General features: G+C 70.3%; 18 protein-coding genes, 1 tRNA gene and 1 pseudogene. 18 read left to right on the top strand and 2 right to left on the bottom strand.

What is annotated here, in order from left to right; genetic code table 11:
• The 9 genes and pseudogenes from J4H91_RS03370 to J4H91_RS03410 all read left to right on the top strand — a co-directional run.
• A pseudogene (locus J4H91_RS03370) lies at positions 1 to 118 on the top strand (IS481 family transposase); the annotation flags it as partial.
• 26 nt (positions 119 to 144) lie between these two features.
• Positions 145 to 522: a helix-turn-helix domain-containing protein gene (locus tag J4H91_RS03375; RefSeq protein WP_208044854.1), complete on the top strand. Its 378-nt coding sequence runs from the start codon at positions 145 to 147 to the stop codon at positions 520 to 522.
• Between the two features lie 104 nt (positions 523 to 626).
• Entirely contained in the window at positions 627 to 2,033 is a 1,407-nt protein-coding gene (locus J4H91_RS03380; RefSeq protein WP_208044855.1) for an NAD(P)/FAD-dependent oxidoreductase, read from the top strand.
• A 178-nt stretch (positions 2,034 to 2,211) separates the two neighbouring features.
• Positions 2,212 to 2,496, top strand: coding sequence for a PucR family transcriptional regulator (locus J4H91_RS03385; RefSeq protein ID WP_208044856.1), 285 nt, complete (start codon positions 2,212 to 2,214; stop codon positions 2,494 to 2,496).
• A gap of 366 nt (positions 2,497 to 2,862) precedes the next feature.
• A complete protein-coding gene (gene dnaK, locus J4H91_RS03390; protein WP_208044857.1) occupies positions 2,863 to 4,716 on the top strand; it encodes a molecular chaperone DnaK in 1,854 nt (617 codons plus the stop codon).
• 2 nt (positions 4,717 to 4,718) lie between these two features.
• Positions 4,719 to 5,411: a nucleotide exchange factor GrpE gene (locus J4H91_RS03395; RefSeq protein WP_208044858.1), complete on the top strand. Its 693-nt coding sequence runs from the start codon at positions 4,719 to 4,721 to the stop codon at positions 5,409 to 5,411.
• Entirely contained in the window at positions 5,404 to 6,381 is a 978-nt protein-coding gene (locus tag J4H91_RS03400; RefSeq protein WP_208044859.1) for a DnaJ C-terminal domain-containing protein, read from the top strand. Before J4H91_RS03395 ends, J4H91_RS03400 begins: the two co-directional genes overlap by 8 nt.
• 33 nt (positions 6,382 to 6,414) lie before the next feature.
• Complete coding sequence (locus tag J4H91_RS03405; protein ID WP_208044860.1) at positions 6,415 to 6,822, top strand: heat shock protein transcriptional repressor HspR; 408 nt, start codon at positions 6,415 to 6,417, stop codon at positions 6,820 to 6,822.
• A 79-nt stretch (positions 6,823 to 6,901) separates the two neighbouring features.
• A complete protein-coding gene (locus J4H91_RS03410; RefSeq protein ID WP_208044861.1) occupies positions 6,902 to 8,059 on the top strand; it encodes a class I SAM-dependent methyltransferase in 1,158 nt (385 codons plus the stop codon).
• A 40-nt stretch (positions 8,060 to 8,099) separates the two neighbouring features.
• Here the strand turns inward: J4H91_RS03410 and J4H91_RS03415 are convergent, their stop codons facing one another.
• Positions 8,100 to 8,417 carry a helix-turn-helix domain-containing protein gene (locus tag J4H91_RS03415; RefSeq protein WP_208044862.1) on the bottom strand — a complete coding sequence of 106 codons (318 nt, stop codon included), beginning with the start codon at positions 8,415 to 8,417 and terminating at the stop codon, positions 8,100 to 8,102.
• 203 nt (positions 8,418 to 8,620) lie between these two features.
• On the opposite strand from J4H91_RS03415, the gene J4H91_RS03420 reads away from it, so the two are divergent.
• Together J4H91_RS03420 and J4H91_RS03425 are read left to right on the top strand one after the other, a co-directional pair.
• On the top strand, positions 8,621 to 9,808 hold the full coding sequence (locus J4H91_RS03420; RefSeq protein WP_208044863.1) for a glycosyltransferase: 1,188 nt from the start codon (positions 8,621 to 8,623) through the stop codon (positions 9,806 to 9,808).
• Entirely contained in the window at positions 9,808 to 11,028 is a 1,221-nt protein-coding gene (locus tag J4H91_RS03425; protein ID WP_208044864.1) for a glycosyltransferase, read from the top strand. The genes J4H91_RS03420 and J4H91_RS03425 overlap by 1 nt, the downstream gene beginning before the upstream one ends.
• 85 nt (positions 11,029 to 11,113) lie before the next feature.
• Here J4H91_RS03425 and J4H91_RS03430 read toward each other — a convergent pair whose 3' ends face one another.
• The gene (locus tag J4H91_RS03430) at positions 11,114 to 11,719 is read right to left on the bottom strand and encodes a CHAP domain-containing protein (RefSeq protein WP_341783409.1); all 606 of its coding nucleotides are present in this window, start codon (positions 11,717 to 11,719) and stop codon (positions 11,114 to 11,116) included.
• Positions 11,720 to 12,019: 300 nt separating this feature from the next.
• Between J4H91_RS03430 and J4H91_RS03435 the strand changes: the two genes are divergently transcribed.
• From J4H91_RS03435 to J4H91_RS03465, 7 genes are all read left to right on the top strand, one after another.
• A tRNA-Ser gene (locus J4H91_RS03435) sits at positions 12,020 to 12,104 on the top strand.
• A 92-nt stretch (positions 12,105 to 12,196) separates the two neighbouring features.
• Complete coding sequence (locus tag J4H91_RS03440; RefSeq protein WP_208044866.1) at positions 12,197 to 13,501, top strand: dicarboxylate/amino acid:cation symporter; 1,305 nt, start codon at positions 12,197 to 12,199, stop codon at positions 13,499 to 13,501.
• 229 nt (positions 13,502 to 13,730) lie between these two features.
• Complete coding sequence (gene rpmB / locus J4H91_RS03445) at positions 13,731 to 13,967, top strand: 50S ribosomal protein L28 (protein ID WP_119282661.1); 237 nt, start codon at positions 13,731 to 13,733, stop codon at positions 13,965 to 13,967.
• Positions 13,967 to 14,134, top strand: a complete 168-nt coding sequence (gene rpmG / locus J4H91_RS03450; protein WP_208044867.1) for a 50S ribosomal protein L33 — start codon at positions 13,967 to 13,969, stop codon at positions 14,132 to 14,134. The genes rpmB and rpmG overlap by 1 nt, the downstream gene beginning before the upstream one ends.
• 2 nt (positions 14,135 to 14,136) lie before the next feature.
• Complete coding sequence (gene rpsN / locus J4H91_RS03455) at positions 14,137 to 14,442, top strand: 30S ribosomal protein S14 (RefSeq protein ID WP_208044868.1); 306 nt, start codon at positions 14,137 to 14,139, stop codon at positions 14,440 to 14,442.
• 305 nt (positions 14,443 to 14,747) lie between these two features.
• Positions 14,748 to 15,026, top strand: a complete 279-nt coding sequence (locus J4H91_RS03460; protein WP_208044869.1) for an HU family DNA-binding protein — start codon at positions 14,748 to 14,750, stop codon at positions 15,024 to 15,026.
• Positions 15,027 to 15,199: 173 nt separating this feature from the next.
• Entirely contained in the window at positions 15,200 to 17,251 is a 2,052-nt protein-coding gene (locus J4H91_RS03465; protein WP_208044870.1) for a cytochrome c oxidase assembly protein, read from the top strand.
• Positions 17,252 to 17,262 lie beyond the last annotated feature (11 nt).

Consider the following 17,262-nt stretch of genomic DNA (forward strand, 5'->3'; position numbering starts at 1 on the left):
CACGAACACGGAACGCACGAGGGCGCTTGCACCCTGGCTCGAGTTCTACAACACTGGACGCTGCCACTCAGCCCTGAGAGGCTTCCCACCGATCAGCCGACTGGAACCAACGTCCTGACCGGGTACAGCTAGTCCCGCGGGGCGGTGGCCGAGGCGGTCGGCGCGTTCGGCGAGGCCCCGTTGCGCGGCGGCTGGGCCGAGTTCGAGGCGGTTCCGATAGGGATCCTGGCGCGCAGCGGCGCCGAGGCCGAGCGGATCGTGGAAGAGGTGCTCGGCGGGCTCTCGGGCGGGGAGCGCCGGACTGTGGAGCTGCGCGAGACGCTCTTCGCCTATCTGCGTCACGACCGCCGCTGGGCCGAGACCGCGGGGGCACTCGGCATCCACCGCCAGACGCTCGCCTATCGGCTGAAGGGCATCGAGGCGGCGACGGGCCGAACCCTCGCCCGCAGCGAGGATATCGCCGCCCTCTGGATCGCGATGCGGGCCTGGGAGCGCGGCGTCGCCATTCGTGCTCGAGTATGAAGATCATCTGGAACTCATACGATCGAATGATCGCCACCGGTCCGCCGGGCTCGTAGGCTCGACCCACGAGCCCCCGAGGGAGGGGGCGGAGCGGAGGAGCCAGCTTGCATTCCACAGCCGATCTCGCCCCCGGTTTCGTCAACGGCCGGGTCTCTCACTGGGTCCGAGGCGAGGGCCGACCGGTGCAGCGCCCGGGTCTGCCCGGCCCCATCGAGGCGGACGTCGCGATCGTAGGCGGCGGCCTCACCGGGCTCTGGACGGCCTACTACCTCAAACAGACGAAGCCCGAACTCGACATCGCGATCATCGAGCGGGAGTTCGCCGGCTTCGGCGCCTCCGGCCGCAACGGCGGCTGGATGAGCGCGAAGGCTCCCGGGCAGTTCAGGCGGTACGCGCGCGCAGCGGGGCGCGACGCCGCCCGCGCGATGGAGCGCGAGATGTTCGCCGCCGTGCGCGAGGGCGTCGCCGTCGCGCAGCGCGAGGGGTTCGGCGAGCACGTGGTGCGCGACGGGATGATCCAGGTGGCGACGAACAGCGCGCAGCTCGCCCGTCTGCGCGCCCAGATCGCGGCGCTTCCCGAGCACGGCTGGGGCCCCGACGACTTCGAGGTGCTCTCCCCGACCGAGCTGGACCGCCGCGTGCGTGTCGCCGACGCGCGCGGGGGCTACTGGACCCCGCACTGCGCGCGCATCAACCCCGCCGAGTTCACCTTCGGGCTCGCAGCGGCGGTCGAGCGGCTCGGGGTGCGCATCTACGAGGGAACCACGGCCACGCAGATCGAGCCGCGCCTCGTACGCACGAACCGCGGAACGGTGCGCGCCGAGCACGTGGTGCAGGCGCTCGAGGGCTACACCTGCTCGCTCGCGGGCCAGGCTCGCCGCTACCTCCCGATGAACAGCAGCATGGTCGTGACCGAGCGTCTCAGCGACGCGCAGATGGACGAGATCGGCTGGCACGGCGCCGAGCTCATGGGCGACGTGGCGCACAGCTTCGCCTACATCCAGCACACGGCCGACAACCGCATCGCGATCGGCGGGCGAGGGATCCCCTACAACTTCGCCAACGGCTTCGACCGGCAGGGGCGCACCGCCGATTTCGCCGTCGGGCAGCTCGGCGCGCGGCTCGTCGAGCTCTTCCCCTCGCTCGCGGGGGTGCGGTTGGAGAGCAGCTGGTCCGGTGTGCTCGGCGTGCCGCGCGATTGGTGCGCGGGGGTGGGGTACGACCGGGCGACGGGCCTCGCCTATGCGGGAGGATACGTGGGGCACGGCGTGACGGCGACCAACGTGGCGGGCCGCACGCTGCGCGACCTCATCCTCGGCGAGCGCAGCGAACTGACGCGGATGCCGTGGGTCGGGCGCACCTCGCGCAACTGGGAGCCCGAGCCGCTGCGGTGGATCGCGGCGCGGTCCCTCTACGCGGTCTACCGCTTCGCCGACAGGCAGGAGTACCGCAGCGACGCGCCGCGCACCCACCTGGCCGCCCGCCTCGCGGACCTCATCAGCGGCCGATGACGACGCGTCGATAACGTCTCGATTACGGTTCGGACAAAATGTACGGGGTTCATGCGGCGATCCCTTCCGGCTGCCCTCGCGCACATCGGACGCTGCCCGCGAGGCGCGTTGGGCGCTCGACGCCGCTCGGGCGAACGGCGGAGGCAGCGCCGACTACGGGGATCAGGCCGGTCTCTTCATGCCGAGGACGGTCGCGGAGGGGGAGGCGGTCGTCGAGCGCGTGCTCGGTCGGGTTCTCGCCTACGACCGCGAGCGAGGCGCCGGACTCGTGGCCTCGCTCTCCGCCTACTTCGCGGCGAACCGCTCCTGGCGCGACGCCGCGGCTGCGCTCGGGATCCACAAGCAGACTCTCGTGTACCGCATGCAGAAGGTCGAGGAACTCACCGGCCGCAGCCTGCGCGATCTCGGCGACCAGACCGAGTTGTTCCTCGCCCTGCGCACCCTCCGGCTGCTCGATCGTTGAGCCGCGGAGGGATCACGGCCGGCGAGAGGCGCACCTCAGGAGGGTGATCGCAGCTCAGAAGGGCGAAAATCGGCGAAATCGTGCGCCTGGGCTGCGATCCCCCTCCTGAACCGCGACCGGTACACGCGGCGAGGGATTCCCGCGAAGCTGAGAGTTGAGTGTATTCGACTCAAGTTTGAGGGCCACGACTTGACTGGATCCCTCGCCGAACTAAACTTGAGTGCATAAGGCTCAAGGTCGCTCGGGGTTCCGGCGCGGTCTCGGGCCCGGGACCACGGGGTCCGATTCTCGACGGGAGCGCTCGCGCGGCCGGCGAAGACACGGGGCTCGAAAGACAAGCAGCATTCAGCAACAGAAGGAGTACACATGTCACGTGCAGTAGGCATCGACCTCGGCACCACCAACTCGGTCGTCGCCGTTCTCGAGGGCGGCGAGCCGACCGTCATCGCGAACGCGGAGGGCCTCCGCACGACCCCCTCGATCGCGGCGTTCACGAAGGACGGGGAGGTGCTCGTCGGCGAGACCGCGAAGCGCCAGGCCGTCACCAACGTCGACCGCACCATCGCCTCTGTCAAGCGCCACATGGGCACCGACTGGAAGACCGACGAGGTCGACGGCAAGCGCTACACCCCGCAGGAGATCAGCGCCCGCATCCTCATGAAGCTGAAGCGCGACGCCGAGACCTACCTCGGCGACAAGGTGACCGACGCGGTCATCACCGTTCCCGCGTACTTCAACGACGCCGAGCGCCAGGCCACCAAGGAGGCGGGCGAGATCGCGGGCCTCAACGTGCTCCGCATCATCAACGAGCCCACCGCCGCCGCGCTCGCCTACGGCCTCGACAAGGGCAAGGAGGACGAGCTCATCCTCGTCTTCGACCTCGGCGGCGGCACCTTCGACGTCTCCCTCCTCGAGGTGGGCAAGGACGACGACTTCTCCACGATCCAGGTGCGCGCCACCTCGGGCGACAACCGCCTCGGCGGCGATGACTGGGATCAGCGCATCGTCGACTGGCTCATCACGCAGTTCAAGAACTCGACCGGTGTCGACGTCTCCAAGGACAAGATCGCGCTGCAGCGCCTCAAGGAGGCCGCGGAGCAGGCGAAGAAGGAGCTCTCGAACTCGATGAGCACCCAGATCCAGCTGCCCTACCTCTCGCTCACCGAGAACGGCCCGGCCAACCTCGACGAGACGCTCACCCGCGCCAAGTTCGAGGAGCTGACCAAGGACCTGCTCGAGCGCACCCGCAAGCCCTTCGAGGATGTCATCAAGGAGGCCGGCGTCAAGGTCTCCGACATCGCCCACGTCGTGCTCGTCGGCGGCTCGACCCGCATGCCCGCCGTCACCGAGCTCGTCAAGAAGCTCACCGGCGGCAAGGAGCCCAACAAGGGCGTCAACCCCGATGAGGTCGTCGCCGTGGGCGCCGCCCTGCAGGCCGGCGTGCTGAAGGGCGAGCGCAAGGACGTGCTGCTGATCGACGTCACCCCCCTGAGCCTCGGCATCGAGACCAAGGGCGGCATCATGACGAAGCTGATCGAGCGCAACACCGCGATCCCGACCAAGCGCTCGGAGACCTTCACCACGGCCGAGGACAACCAGCCCTCGGTTGCGATCCAGGTCTTCCAGGGCGAGCGCGAGTTCACCCGCGACAACAAGAACCTCGGCACCTTCGAGCTCACCGGCATCGCGCCGGCTCCCCGCGGCATCCCGCAGATCGAGGTGACCTTCGATATCGACGCCAACGGCATCGTGCAGGTTTCCGCGAAGGACAAGGGCACCGGCAAGGAGCAGACGATCACGATCTCCGGCGGCTCGACCCTCTCCAAGGAGGACATCGACCGCATGGTGCGCGAGGCCGAGGAGCACGCTGCGGAGGACAAGAAGCGCCGCGAGTCGGCGGAGCAGCGCAACAACGCCGAGCAGCTCGCCTACTCGACGGAGAAGCTCATCTCGGAGAACGAGGACAAGCTGCCCGAGGACGTCAAGACGGAGGTGCAGGGCGACCTCGACGCGCTCAAGCAGGCGCTCGCCGGCGATGACGACGACGCGGTGAAGAGCGCCGCCGAGAAGCTCGGCCAGAGCCAGACGAAGCTGGGCGAGGCCATCTACGCGGCCGCGCAGGCCGAGGCACCGGAGGCCGACTCGGCCGAGGCCTCCGACTCGAACGACGACGACGTGGTGGATGCCGAGGTCGTCGAGGACGACGAGGAGAAGAAGTAACGATGTCGAACGAGGAACAGCGCGCACCGGGCGAGGACCCGAACGGCGAGGTTCCTGCGGAGGGGTCGGAGGCGAATGTCTCCGGCCCCGTGCCGCAGGAGGGCCCGGTTGCCGGGGAGTCGCGCGGCGATGCCGGGCGGGCTGCCGAGAGCGGCGAGGGATCGGAGGGCCGCGAGGGATCCGAGGGGCCCGACGCCGACCTGACGGTCGATGACATCCTGGGCTCCGAGCAGAGCGCGGAGGCCGCGGAGGCCGATACGGCCCGGGCCGCGGGGGAGGAGAACCCCTACCTCGAGGATCTGCGCCGCCTGACCGCCGAGTACGCGAATTATCGCAAGCGCACCGAGGCGAACGCCGCGCTCGAGAAGCAGCGCGCGGTCGCGTCGGCGGTCACTCCGCTGCTCTCGGTGCTCGACGATCTCGACCGTGCCGAGCAGCACGGCGATCTGACCGAGGGATCGGCGTTCGCCACGATCGCGCAGAAGCTGCGCGGCACGGTCGAGCGCCTCGGCGTCGAGAGCTTCGGCGAGAAGGGGGAGCCCTTCGACCCGCAGCTGCACGAGGCCATCGCGCAGGTTCCGGTGCCCGGGACCGAGGAGCACACCGTGCTCGACGTGATCGAGCGGGGGTACCGCATCGGCGATGTCGAACTGCGCCCCGCCAAGGTAGCGGTGGCGGTGGGGGCAGATGGCTAGTCAGGATTGGCTCGAGAAGGACTTCTACCAGATCCTCGGCGTCGCGAAGGACGCGAGCGACGCCGACATCAAGAAGACGTACCGCAAGCTCGCCCGCAAGTACCACCCCGACTCCAACCCGGGTGATGCCGCAGCCGAGGCCAAGTTCAAGGAGATCAGCGAGGCCTATGCGGTGCTCTCCGACAAGGAGCAGCGCGCCGAGTACGACCAGATCCGCGCCATGGGCGCCGGCGGCGCCCGCTTCACAGCCGGCGGCGGAGGCGGGCAGGGCTTCGAGGACATCTTCGGGGGCATGTTCGGGGGCGGCCGCGGCGGCCAGTACCACTTCCAGCAGGGGGGCTCGGCCGGCGGTCAGAACTTCGAGGACATCTTCAGCATGTTCGGCGGCGGGGGCGCCGGCTACGGCGCCCCTCGCGGCCCTCAGCCGGGGCGCGATATCCAGGCTTCGACCACCCTCGACTTCGAGACGGCGGTGAACGGCAAGACCGTCACGCTGCAGGCTCCGAGCGGGCAGGTCAAGGTGAAGATCCCGGCAGGCGTCGCGGACGGTCAGAAGATCAAGGTGCGCGGCAAGGGCGAACCGAGCCCGAACGGCGGCCCGGCGGGCGACATCATCCTCACGGTGAGCGTGCGCAAGCATCCGGTCTTCGAGCGGGAGGGGCAGAACCTCAGGCTTAAGCTGCCGGTGACCTTCTCGGAGGCCGCGCTCGGCGCGACCGTCGAGGTGCCCACGCTGGGCGGCCCGACGGTGAAGCTGAAGGTGCAGCCGGGCACCCCGAGCGGGCGGGTGCTGCGGGTCAAGGGCCGCGGTGTGAAGAGCTCGAAGGGCACCGGCGATCTGCTGGCAGAGGTGCAGGTGGTCGTCCCGTCGCACCTCTCGGACGAGGCGCGCGAGGCGCTCGAGGCGTTCCGCGCTGTCGAACCGCAGGAGAACCCCAGGGCCGACCTGCTGTCGCGGGCCAAGAGCTAGCGAGGAGAGGTGAGCTCGATGGAGAATCCGCAGATGAACCGGTACACGCCGGTGTTCGCGATCGCGGCGGCCGCCGAGCTCGCCGAGATGCATCCGCAGACGCTGCGGCAGTACGACCGCATCGGGCTCGTATCGCCGCAGCGCACGCGGGGCAACACGCGTCGGTACTCGCTGCACGACGTCGCGCAGCTGCGCGAGGTCGCGAGGCTCTCGGCGGAGGGACTGAGCCTCGAGGGCATCAGGCGGGTGCTGCAGCTCGAGGATCGCGTGCGCGAGCTGGAGGGGCAGGTGAGGGATCTCGAGCGCGCCCTCACCGAGGAGCGCATGCAGCGCCCGGATCGCCGCGTCTTCGCCGCGGGTGCGGCGGGCGGGGAGGTCGTGACGCTGCGTCGCGGCACCCGGATGCGGCGCAACGCCGAGGTCGTGGTGTGGAAGCCGTGAGTCGTCGGCTCGCGCCGTGGCATCGACTTGACGCTTTCCGACGTCATGCGGCCCGATATCGGCAGATCGCGTCAAGTCGATGACGGATCGACTGCTCGATGACGCGTTGAGGCGGGTGTTCGCGCGGCTCTCGCGGGAGCCCGACTTCGACGCGCCGGAACTGCAGGCCCACGACTCGGCCGACGAGCTGATCCTCGCGACGGCGGCCGATGCCGTGCGCGCAGCCGGCTCCGGCGAGGTCGTCGTGATCGGCGACCGCCACGGGGCGCTCACCCTGGGCGCCGCGGCCGTGCTCGGTGCGACCGGGATTCGCACCCACCAGGATCCGCTGCTCGGGGAACGGGCTCTGCTCGCGAACGCGGAGCGCCTGGGGCTCGCGGACGCCTACGCGTCTCACGAGCTGGACGAGCGCCTGCTCGATGGCGCCCGCGTCGTGCTGCTGCAGCTGCCGCGCGGCCTCGACGCGCTCGACGAGATCGCGCAGGCGGTGGCGCGCTGGGCCGACCCCGGTGCGCGGCTCTTCGCAGGCGGCAGGGTCAAGCACATGACCCCGGCGCAGAACGAGGTGCTCGGCCGCTCCTTCGCAGAGGTGTCGGCCGGGCTCGGCAGACGCAAGGCGCGCGTGCTCACGGCCGCCTCGCCGCGGGCGACGAGGGATCCCTCGCTCTGGCCTCGTTGGGGCGCCGACCGTGAGCTCCCGTTCCGGGTCGCCGCCCACGGAGCCACCTTCGGCGGAGCCGTGCTCGACCACGGCAGTCGGCTGCTGCTGCGCACCCTGGCCGAGGATCCGCCCGCTTCGGCCCCGCGAAGGGCCGTGGACCTCGGCTGCGGCAACGGATCCCTCGCGGTCTCTGCGGCGCTCCGCTGGCCGGAGGCACGCATCGTCGCGACCGACCAGTCCTCGGCCGCGGTCTCGGCGACGCGGCTCACCGCCGAAGCGGCGGGGGTCGCCGACCGAGTCGAGGTGCACCGCGCCGACGCCCTCGAGGCGGTGCCCGACGGCTGGTCCGAGCTGATCCTGCTCAACCCGCCCTTCCACACCGGATCCACGGTGCACGCGGGGATCGCGCACCGGCTGATCCGCGCGTGCCGCCGCGCGCTCGCAGACGGTGGAGAGCTGCGCATCGTGTTCAACTCTCACCTGCGCTACCGGCCGCTCGTCGAACGCGCCGTCGGCCCGGTTCGCGAGCTCGCACGCGACCGCACCTTCACGGTGCTCTCGGCCGTGCGACGCTGACGCCGGATCCCTCGCCGAATGAGCGGGGGCGCCCTCCACGTCAGGCGCCGCGCTGCTCCTCGGCGTGCTGCTCGCGGCCGCGGATGAGGTCGCGAGCCGAGAACCGGTGCGCCCGCCGACCGTAGTCGTCGGAGGTGAGGCCGGCGAGGAATGAGCCGGGATCGACCTCGAGCGCCGTCGCGATGCGCACGAGCGTCTCGGCGGTGGGGCTCGACGCTCCCCGCTCGATCTTGCCGATGCTCGTCCAGCTGATCTCGGAGAGCTCACCGAGATCCTCGAGCGAGATGCCGAGCCGCTGCCGCACGGAGCGGACGCGTCGCCCGATCTTGAGGGCGGCCTCGGAGTGGATTTTCGGCACAGCACTAGCGTGCTCGACCCATGCTCTCGGCACCAGGATGTTTGCGCACTGGGCGTTTTCGGTCTGTTTCTCTTCCGAACCCGCGACCGTGCCGCGGCCGCGCTCCCCGTGCCGTCACGGCGGATTCCGGGGAACGCCTGCCTAGACTTGAGGGCGCAGGCCCGCCGGCCGCCCTCCCACGACCGATAGGACTCCCGCAGCACGTGAGCACCAGCGATCGATCCCAGACCCTCCGCATCCTCATCGGATGCGACACCTTCTCGCCCGACGTCAACGGAGCCGCCCGATTCGCCGAACGCCTCGCGGCCGGATTCGTGCGCCGCGGCGACGACGTGCACGTCGTGGCCCCGTCGAAGCGTGTGAACCGCACCGGGGCCTTCGCCGAGACCATCGAGGGCGAGCGCATGACCGTGCACCGCTGGACCAGCTGGCGCTGGTACCCGCACGACTGGCTGCGCTTCGTGCTTCCCTGGCGCGCCCGCTCCTACGCCCGCCGCCTGCTCGACCAGCTGCGACCGGATGTGATCCATATCCAGTCGCACATCGTCGTCGGCCGCGCCCTCGCGAAGGAGGGCGCGAAGCGCGGCATCCGCATCATCGCCACCAACCACGTGATGCCCGAGAACGTGCTCGACTTCACCCTGCTCCCCGAGCGGGCCAAGCGCCTGTTCGTGCGCTGGGGCTGGAGAGACGCCGATCGGGTGCTGCGCCGGGCCTCCGCGATCACCACGCCCACCCGCCGCGCCGCCGACTTCCTGGAGCGCAACACCGACCGCCGCGGGGTGCTCCCCGTGAGCTGCGGCCTCCGCGCCTCCGACTACACGGCCGACCTCACGCCCCGCACCCGCAACGAGCTCGTCTTCGTCGGTCGCGTGACGCTCGAGAAGGAGATCGACGTCATCCTGCGCGCGCTGCCGCGCCTCGACCCCGCCCTCGACGTGCGTTTCACCATCGTGGGCGACGGGGATCAGCGCAAGAACCTCGAGAAGCTCGCCGCGGACCTCGGAGTCGCGAACCGCGTCACCTTCACCGGACGCGTCAGCGACGAGCAGCTGCGCGGCCACCTGACGGCCGCGAGCGTCTTCGTGATCGCCTCGATCGCCGAGCTGCAGTCGATCGCGACGATGGAGGCGATGGCCTCGGGCCTGCCCATCGTCGCCGCCAACGCGATGGCCCTGCCGCACCTCGTGGACGAGGGCGAGAACGGGTACCTCTTCCAACCGGGCAACGATCGCGAACTCGCCGACCGCATCAGCCGCGTGCTCGCCCTGTCCGACGCCGACTACGAGCGCATGCAGCGCGCATCGCTCGAGGCCGTGCAGGCGCACGACATCGACCGCACTCTCGACACCTTCGACGCGCTCTACCGCGGAGAGCGCCCGGAGGCCTGATGCACATCCTCGTCGTCACCGACCAGCACGCCGAGTCGCTCGGCGGTGTGCAGGTGGCGATCCGCCTGCAGCGCCGATTCCTCGAGCGCCTCGGTCACCGCGTCACCGTCGCGGCTCCGGCCCTGCACCGCCCGGGCTACACGACGGCGCGCGCCGACCGCGAGGCCTACATCGACCTTCCCTCCCATGCGCTCACGAGGGATCGCGAGTACGGCATCTCGCTTCCCGGAGCGCGCACCGATCGCGCGCTCGCGGCGGCGCTCGCGCGCCTGCCTCGCGTGGACCTGGTGCACCTGCAGGGGGACTTCTGGGGCGCGATGATCGGGCTCCGCGCGGCGCGCGGCCTGCGCGTGCCCGTCGTGCACACGATGCACAACCACGTCGACGAGGGGACCCGAGCCGTCACGCCGCTCGCACCCCTCGCGTTCCAGGGGCTGCGGCTGTGGCGATCCCTCGCCCTCGGCCGGCCCCGCGGCGCCGTGGACCGCTCATCGCGGGGCGCCTGGCGCTACCTCGCCGAGCTCGCGAGCGAGGCCGCACTCGTCACCGCGCCCTCCGCGCACTTCGCCGACGAGCTCATGCGCCACGGCGTCGCCCGCGAGGTGCTCGTCACCCCGAACGGCGTCGACGACGAGGCGATCGCCGAGGTGCGCGCGCGGCCGCGCACGCCGCGCGTGCGACCCAGACTCGTGTGGCTCGGCCGCATGAGCCAGGAGAAGCGGGTGCTCGAGTTCATCGATGCGATCGCGGAGTCGGGGATCGACGCCGACGTCGCCCTGCACGGCGCAGGCCTGCTGCTGCCGCGCGTCGAGGCGCGCATCGCCGAACTCGGGCTCGCCGACCGCGTCGCCGTGCCCGGGCCGGTGCCCTACCGCGACGCCCTCGCGGCGATGCGCGACGCCGACGCGCTCGTGCAGACGTCGATCGGCTTCGAGACGCAGGGGCTCACCCCCTTCGAGGCGGCCGCCCTCGGCACGCCCACGATATTCTGCGACCCCGAGATCGCCGACGACGTGGCGGTGACGCCCGAGTGGCGGGTCGCCGACGCGAGCGTCTCGGCACTCGCGCAGACCCTGCGCCGCGCGGTGGGCGAGCTCTCGGCGGCCGGACGGGAGGGGCTGCGCGTGCCGGACGCGGCGGCGCAGCGCTTTCTGCAGTCGACGCAGGCCGCGCGGCTGGTCGAGCTCTACGAGCGCGCGAGGATCCCTAACGCCGGTTGAGCGAGCGAGCCCACACTGCCGGTTGAGCGAGCGAAGCGAGCGCCGTGCTGAGCGACGAGTCGAAGTATCGAAAGCCGCGCAGGGCTCAGAACCGCCAGACGACGGCCTGGAAGCCGGCCGGGGGCTTCGGCGTCCAGTGCTCGTCCTTGCTGACGAGGCCCGAGCCGCCGGGGTTGTTGGATTCGATGATGGTGAACGTGCCGTCGCCGTTCACTCCGACGATCATGAGCGTGTGCACGCCGGTGACCCACGAGGTGGGCGACTCGATGTTCTCGTACTGCACGATGTCGCCGGGCTGCGCGTCGGCGATGGTCAGCCGGGTCGCGCCGTCGTAGTTGCTGACGGGGTTGCCGCCCCCGCCCCACGCGCCGCCGCCCGCGCGGATCCAGCGCTGGGCCGACATGATGCACTCGCCCGGAGCGCTCCAGCCGGTGGGGCGGCTCGTGCCGACCTCGCTCTCGGCGAGCGCGATCGAGGCCGCGACGTCGAAGTGGTGGGGGATCGTGGCCGCCTCGGCCATCGTGAGCACGGAGTCGATGGACCCGCCCGCGATCTCCTCGGCGCTGAGCGTCGTGTCGAGGGTCTGCGCCACCTCGGCGGAGGGGACGACCGCGGCCGGTGCCGAGAAGTCTTCGATGGGTTCCGCTGCGACTGCGGGGGCCGCTCCGAGGGCGAAGGTGATCGATGACACCAGCCCTACGATGAAGGCCTTTGAAGTGGGTCGCACGCGTGGATCTCCGGGGGTTCGTTTCAAGAAGAAGCGCGGGGTTCGACGCCCGCGCCTGAACCAGTATGCGTTACCGTTCCGTTACTTTCAAGCCCTCGGGCAACTTTTGTTCGAGATGAGGCAACTTCGGAGGTGCCTGCGGTGCGGGTGTTCCGCCGGTCGGCACGGCTCTGAGCGGGCGAGCAGCGGGCGCCTCGCGCCCCGATGTGACGGGGGAGCGCGTTCCCGCTAGACTGGAGCCCGCTCGCCGTTCGCGGCGGGTGAGGAGGATTCGCCTAGCGGCCTATGGCGCACGCCTGGAACGCGTGTTGGGTTAACGCCCTCGGGGGTTCAAATCCCCCATCCTCCGCTCCGAAGCCCCCGTGACAGTGTCACGGGGGCTTCTTCTGCATAACGGGCGGGGTCGGCAGGATCCCTCACCCAGACACCGAAGGACTCCCCATGAAACTGCTCCGCTCCGTGCCCCTGCTCGGCTGGATCATCCTCGCCATCGCGCTCGGCATCCTCACCGGGCCGATCATGCCGCAGTGGCTCGGCAGCGCGTTCCTCACCTACAACTCGATCTTCTCGGGGTTCCTGGGCTTCGCGGTGCCGCTCATCATCGTGGGTCTCGTGACGCCGGCGATCGCCGAGCTCGGCAAGGGCGCTGGGAAGTGGCTCGGGGTCACCGCGGCGATCGCCTACGGCTCGACGCTGCTGGCGGGCCTGCTCGCCTACGTCGCGAGCCGATGGCTGTTCACCGCCTCGCTCACGGGTGCCGGCCTGAGCGAGCTCGGCGAGGGATCGGGATCGGGCTTCGCCCCCTACTTCTCCGTGACCGCGACACCGGGCGACTCGGCGACCGAGATCGTGCTCGAGCCGGTGATCAGCGTGATGAGCGCGCTCGTGCTCGCCTTCGTGGTCGGCATCGGCCTCACCGCGTTCCGCAGCACCGTGCTGCTGCGCGGCGCGATCGAGTTCCGCACCATCATCGAGTCGATGATCCGCCGCATCCTGGTGCCGGCGCTGCCGCTGTTCATCTTCGGCATCTTCATGGACCTCTCCGCGAGCGGGTCGGCCGTGGTCGTCGTCACGAAGTTCCTGCTCGTGGTGGTCGTCTCCTTCGCGCTGACGCTCGTCGTGCTGCTGCTGCAGTACACGCTCGCGGGGGCGATGTCGGGCGTCAACCCGCTGCGCGCGCTGTGGAACATGCGCGACGCCTACTTCACGGCGCTCGGCACCTCGTCCTCCGCCGCGACCATCCCGGTCACCCTCGTGTCGACCAAGAGGAACGGGGTCTCCGACTCGGTCGCGGGCTTCGTCGTGCCGCTGTGCGCGACGATCCACCTCTCGGGTTCGATGGTGAAGATCACGTGCTTCTCGATCGCGGTACTGCTGCTGACCGGCGGAGACGTGTCGTTCGGCGCCTACTTCCCCTTCATCCTCATGCTCGGCGTCATGATGATCGCGGCTCCCGGCGTGCCCGGAGGCGCGATCGCGGCTGCGGCCGGTCTGCTCGTGCAGATGCTCGGCTTCGGCGAGGTCGAGGTGGGGCTCATGTTCGCGGCCTACATCGCGCTCGACAGCTTCGGCACCGCGACGAACGTGACGGGGGACGGGGCGATCGCGATGGTCATCAACCGCCTCACGCGCGGACGCATCGGGACGGGCGATGCGCACGAGGGCGGCGAGGAGCCGAGCGGCGACGGGGCCGCGGCGGCCGCGGGCGCGGCGGAGGGTTCGGCCGGCGACCGGGCAGAGGCCTAGGATCCCTCGCCCGATCCCGCGCGGCAGGATCCCTCGCCGCACGCGACACGCCCGGCTTGCGCGGTAGAGGGATCTCGCGTAAGCTCGATCTTTGGCTGTGCACCGTCCCAGTGCGCAGACCGCGGGAGCCGCTCGGCTCGAGAACCGGAATGACTCGTCAGGCCGGGGCTCCTGCAGACAAGGAATCTTGGGTGGGGCCGTCCGGCCTCACGGTATGAGAGGAAACATCATGGCAGCAGTGTGCCAGGTGACCGGTGCCGTTCCCGGCTTCGGTCACAACATCTCGCACTCGCACCGTCGCACCAAGCGCCGGTTCGATCCGAACATCCAGAAGAAGACCTACTTCGTGCCCTCGCTCGGCCGCAAGGTGACCCTCACCCTGTCGGCCAAGGGCATCAAGGTCATCGATGCCCGCGGCATCGAGGCAGTGGTCGCCGACCTGAAGAAGCGTGGGGTGAAGTTCTAATGGCGAAGGACAAGGACGTACGTCCGATCATCAAGCTCCGCTCGACCGCGGGCACCGGCTTCACTTACGTCACGCGTAAGAACCGCCGCAACACCCCCGACCGCCTCGTGCTCAAGAAGTACGACCCGGTGGTCCGCAAGCACGTCGACTTCCGAGAGGAGCGCTGATCATGGCGAAGAAGAGCATGATTGCGAAGAACAAGCAGCGTCAGGCCATCGTCGAGCGCTACGCCGAGAAGCGCGCGCAGCTCAAGAAGGATCTCATCGATCCCAACGGCACCGACGAGAGCCGCGAGGCCGCTCGCGTGGGCCTGCAGAAGCTGCCCCGCAACGCATCGCCGGTGCGCGTGCGCTCGCGCGACGTCATCGACGGCCGTCCCCGCGGCGTCCTGTCGAAGTACGGCGTCTCGCGCGTCCGCTTCCGCGACATGGCGCACCGCGGCGAGCTGCCCGGCATCACGAAGTCGTCCTGGTAACAGTCGCTTCCGCACGCAGGCGGGCCGGATCCCTCGGGGTCCGGCCCGCTTTCGCGTTTCCGACCTCCGGGAGGGGAGGCGAGGGATCGGCGCGCAGCGCGCACGGGCTCCCGGCGGGCGCTCCGCAGACGGATTCCCAGCGATCCCTCACCGAATTTTTGGAAACCGAGGTGAGAAATCCGCAGAATCATGCCGAATTAGGGTAGATTCGTACGCGATCAACCGATCGGACCCTCCACCCGGAGGGGTACCTGCACCAGATCAGGGGCCCGGCTGCAACAGTCATCGCCCTGGAAGGAAACAACATGGCACTCAACAAGACTGAGCTCGTCGCGAAGATCGCCGCTGAGACCGGCCAGAGCCAGGCCGCGGTTTCGAACGTGATCGACGGTCTGTTCGCCGCCGTCTCCGAGACCGTCGCCTCGGGCGAGAAGGTCTCGATCCCCGGCTGGATCTCCTTCGAGACCGCCACCACCGCTGCTCGCACGGGCCGCAACCCGCGCACCGGCGAGACCATCGAGATCCCCGCGGGCAAGCGCGTGAAGGTCTCGGTCGGCTCGAAGCTCAAGGCTGCCGTGAAGTAATTCCGCTTCGTGCAGAACCCCGGCCGGAACTCTCCGGTCGGGGTTCTCTCGTCTCCGGGCGAAGGATCCTGCCGCGCGGCGGGCTTTCCGCTCGCTCAATCAGCGGGTTGGGACTCTGAAACAGCGCGGCGCCGCCGGGCGAGGGATCAGGTCCGAGCGCGTAGGCTGTTGGGGTGCCCCGATCCCTGCGCGTACTCGCCCCCGCCGTACTGCTCGCAGCGACCCTCGCGGCGCTGCTCGTCGGCCTCGGCATCGGCGGCGGAGCCGCGGAGCGTGCGCTGCTCGACCCCGGCGCCGTGGTGCGCTACGGCATGCCCGTCGCCCGCACGCTCGTCAACGTGTCGATGGCCGGGCTCATCGGCGCGGTGGTGCTCGCCGTGTGGGCGCTCGCGAACGTCGACCCCGGTGTGTCGCACCACGGCCGGCCGGCAGCAGCCGCGAGCCGCGCCTCGGGGGAGACCCCCGCTGAGACGCGCGTCGCCCTCGATCTCGCCGCGGCCTCGTCCGCGGTGCTCACCGTCGCGAGCGCGGCGACGCTGATCCTCACCTACGTCGACGTCTCCGGCCTCGCGTTCTCCGCGGACGAGGCGTTCGGCGCCGGTCTCGCGCAGTTCGTCACCGAGATCGAGCTCGGGCAGCTCTGGCTGATCGAGCTGCTGCTCGCCGCCGTGACCACGGTGCTCGCGTTCGCGATCCGCGGCCGCAGGTCCACGCTGCTCGTGCTCGTCGCCGCCCTGCTGACCGCGCTGCCGCTCGCCCAGCAGGGTCACGCAGCCGGCGCCTCCGGTCATGCGCAGGCCGTCAACTCGCTGCTCGTGCACCTCGTCGGCGCCGCCGTCTGGCTCGGCGGCCTGCTGACACTCGTCTTCATCGCCCGCGTCGTCGACGGGCGCCGCCTCGCGGTCGTCACCGCGCGCTACTCGACGCTCGCGCTGTTCGCGTTCATCGGCGTCGCAGCCTCGGGCGTGGTGAGCGCGTGGCTGCGCGTGGGATCCCTCGACGCTCTCTTCGGCACCGGATACGGTCGCCTCGTGCTCATCAAGACCGCGGCCCTCGTGGTGCTCGGAGTCTTCGGCGCGGTGCAGCGCACCAGGCTCATCCCGCGCATCGCCGCCTCGACGGAGCGCGCCTTCCTGTGGTTCGTGCTCGCTGAGCTCGCCGTCATGGGCATCGCGAGCGGCACCGCCGGAGCACTCGGCCGTACGGCCACGCCCGTCTCCTTCGAACCACTGCGGGATCAGGGCGAGGGAACCAGCCCGGCCGAGTGGCTCACGGGCGACCCGCTGCCGCCCGAGCTCACGGTCGGCAGCTACCTCACCGTGTGGAAATTCGATCTCGCCTGGACGCTCGTGTGCGTCTTCGGCATCGCCCTCTACGTCGCGGGCGCCATCCGCCTCGCCCGGCGCGGCGACCGCTGGCCCATCGGCCGCACCGTCGCCTGGGTGCTCGGCATGCTCATGCTGTTCTACACCACGAACGGCGCGCTCAACGCCTACGAGCAGTACCTCTTCAGCGTGCACATGCTCGGGCACATGATGCTGACGATGCTGATCCCGCTCGTGCTCGTGCTCGGCGCCCCGATCACGCTCGCGCTTCGGGCGACCGAGAAGCGCGGCGACGGCTCGTGGGGCGGCCGCGAGTGGATCCTGTGGATGGTGCAGACACCGTACTCGAAGGTGATCACGCACCCGGCGGTGGCCGCCGTCGTGTTCGCCGGCTCCCTGTGGGTCTTCTACTTCACCCCCATCGCGCGCTGGGCCGCCTCGGAGCACCTGGGGCACCAGTGGATGATCATCCACTTCCTCATCGCCGGCTATCTCTTCAACCTGTCGATGGTGGGGGTCGACCCCGTGCCCTATCGCTTCCCGTACCCGCTGCGGCTCGTCACGCTGTTCGCGACGATGGCCTCGCACGCGTTCTTCGGCGTCACGCTCATGACGGGCGATGGCCTGATGCTCGCCGACTGGTACGGGGCGATGGGACGCACCTGGGGCGCGACTCCGCTCGAGGATCAGAGCACGGGCGGCGGTATCGCGTGGGGCATCGGAGAGCTGCCGACGCTCGCGCTCGCGCTCGTGGTGGCGGTGCAGTGGGCGCGCAGCGACGCGAAGGAGCAGAAGCGCAAGGACCGTGCGGCCGACCGTTCCGGCGACGCCGAGCTCGAGGCCTACAATGCGATGCTCGCCGAGCAGGCGCGGAGGGATCGGCGGCCGGCGCGGCGGTGAGGGATCGGGTC

The organism is Leucobacter ruminantium, from assembly GCF_017565705.1.
Lineage (GTDB): Bacteria > Actinomycetota > Actinomycetes > Actinomycetales > Microbacteriaceae > Leucobacter > Leucobacter ruminantium.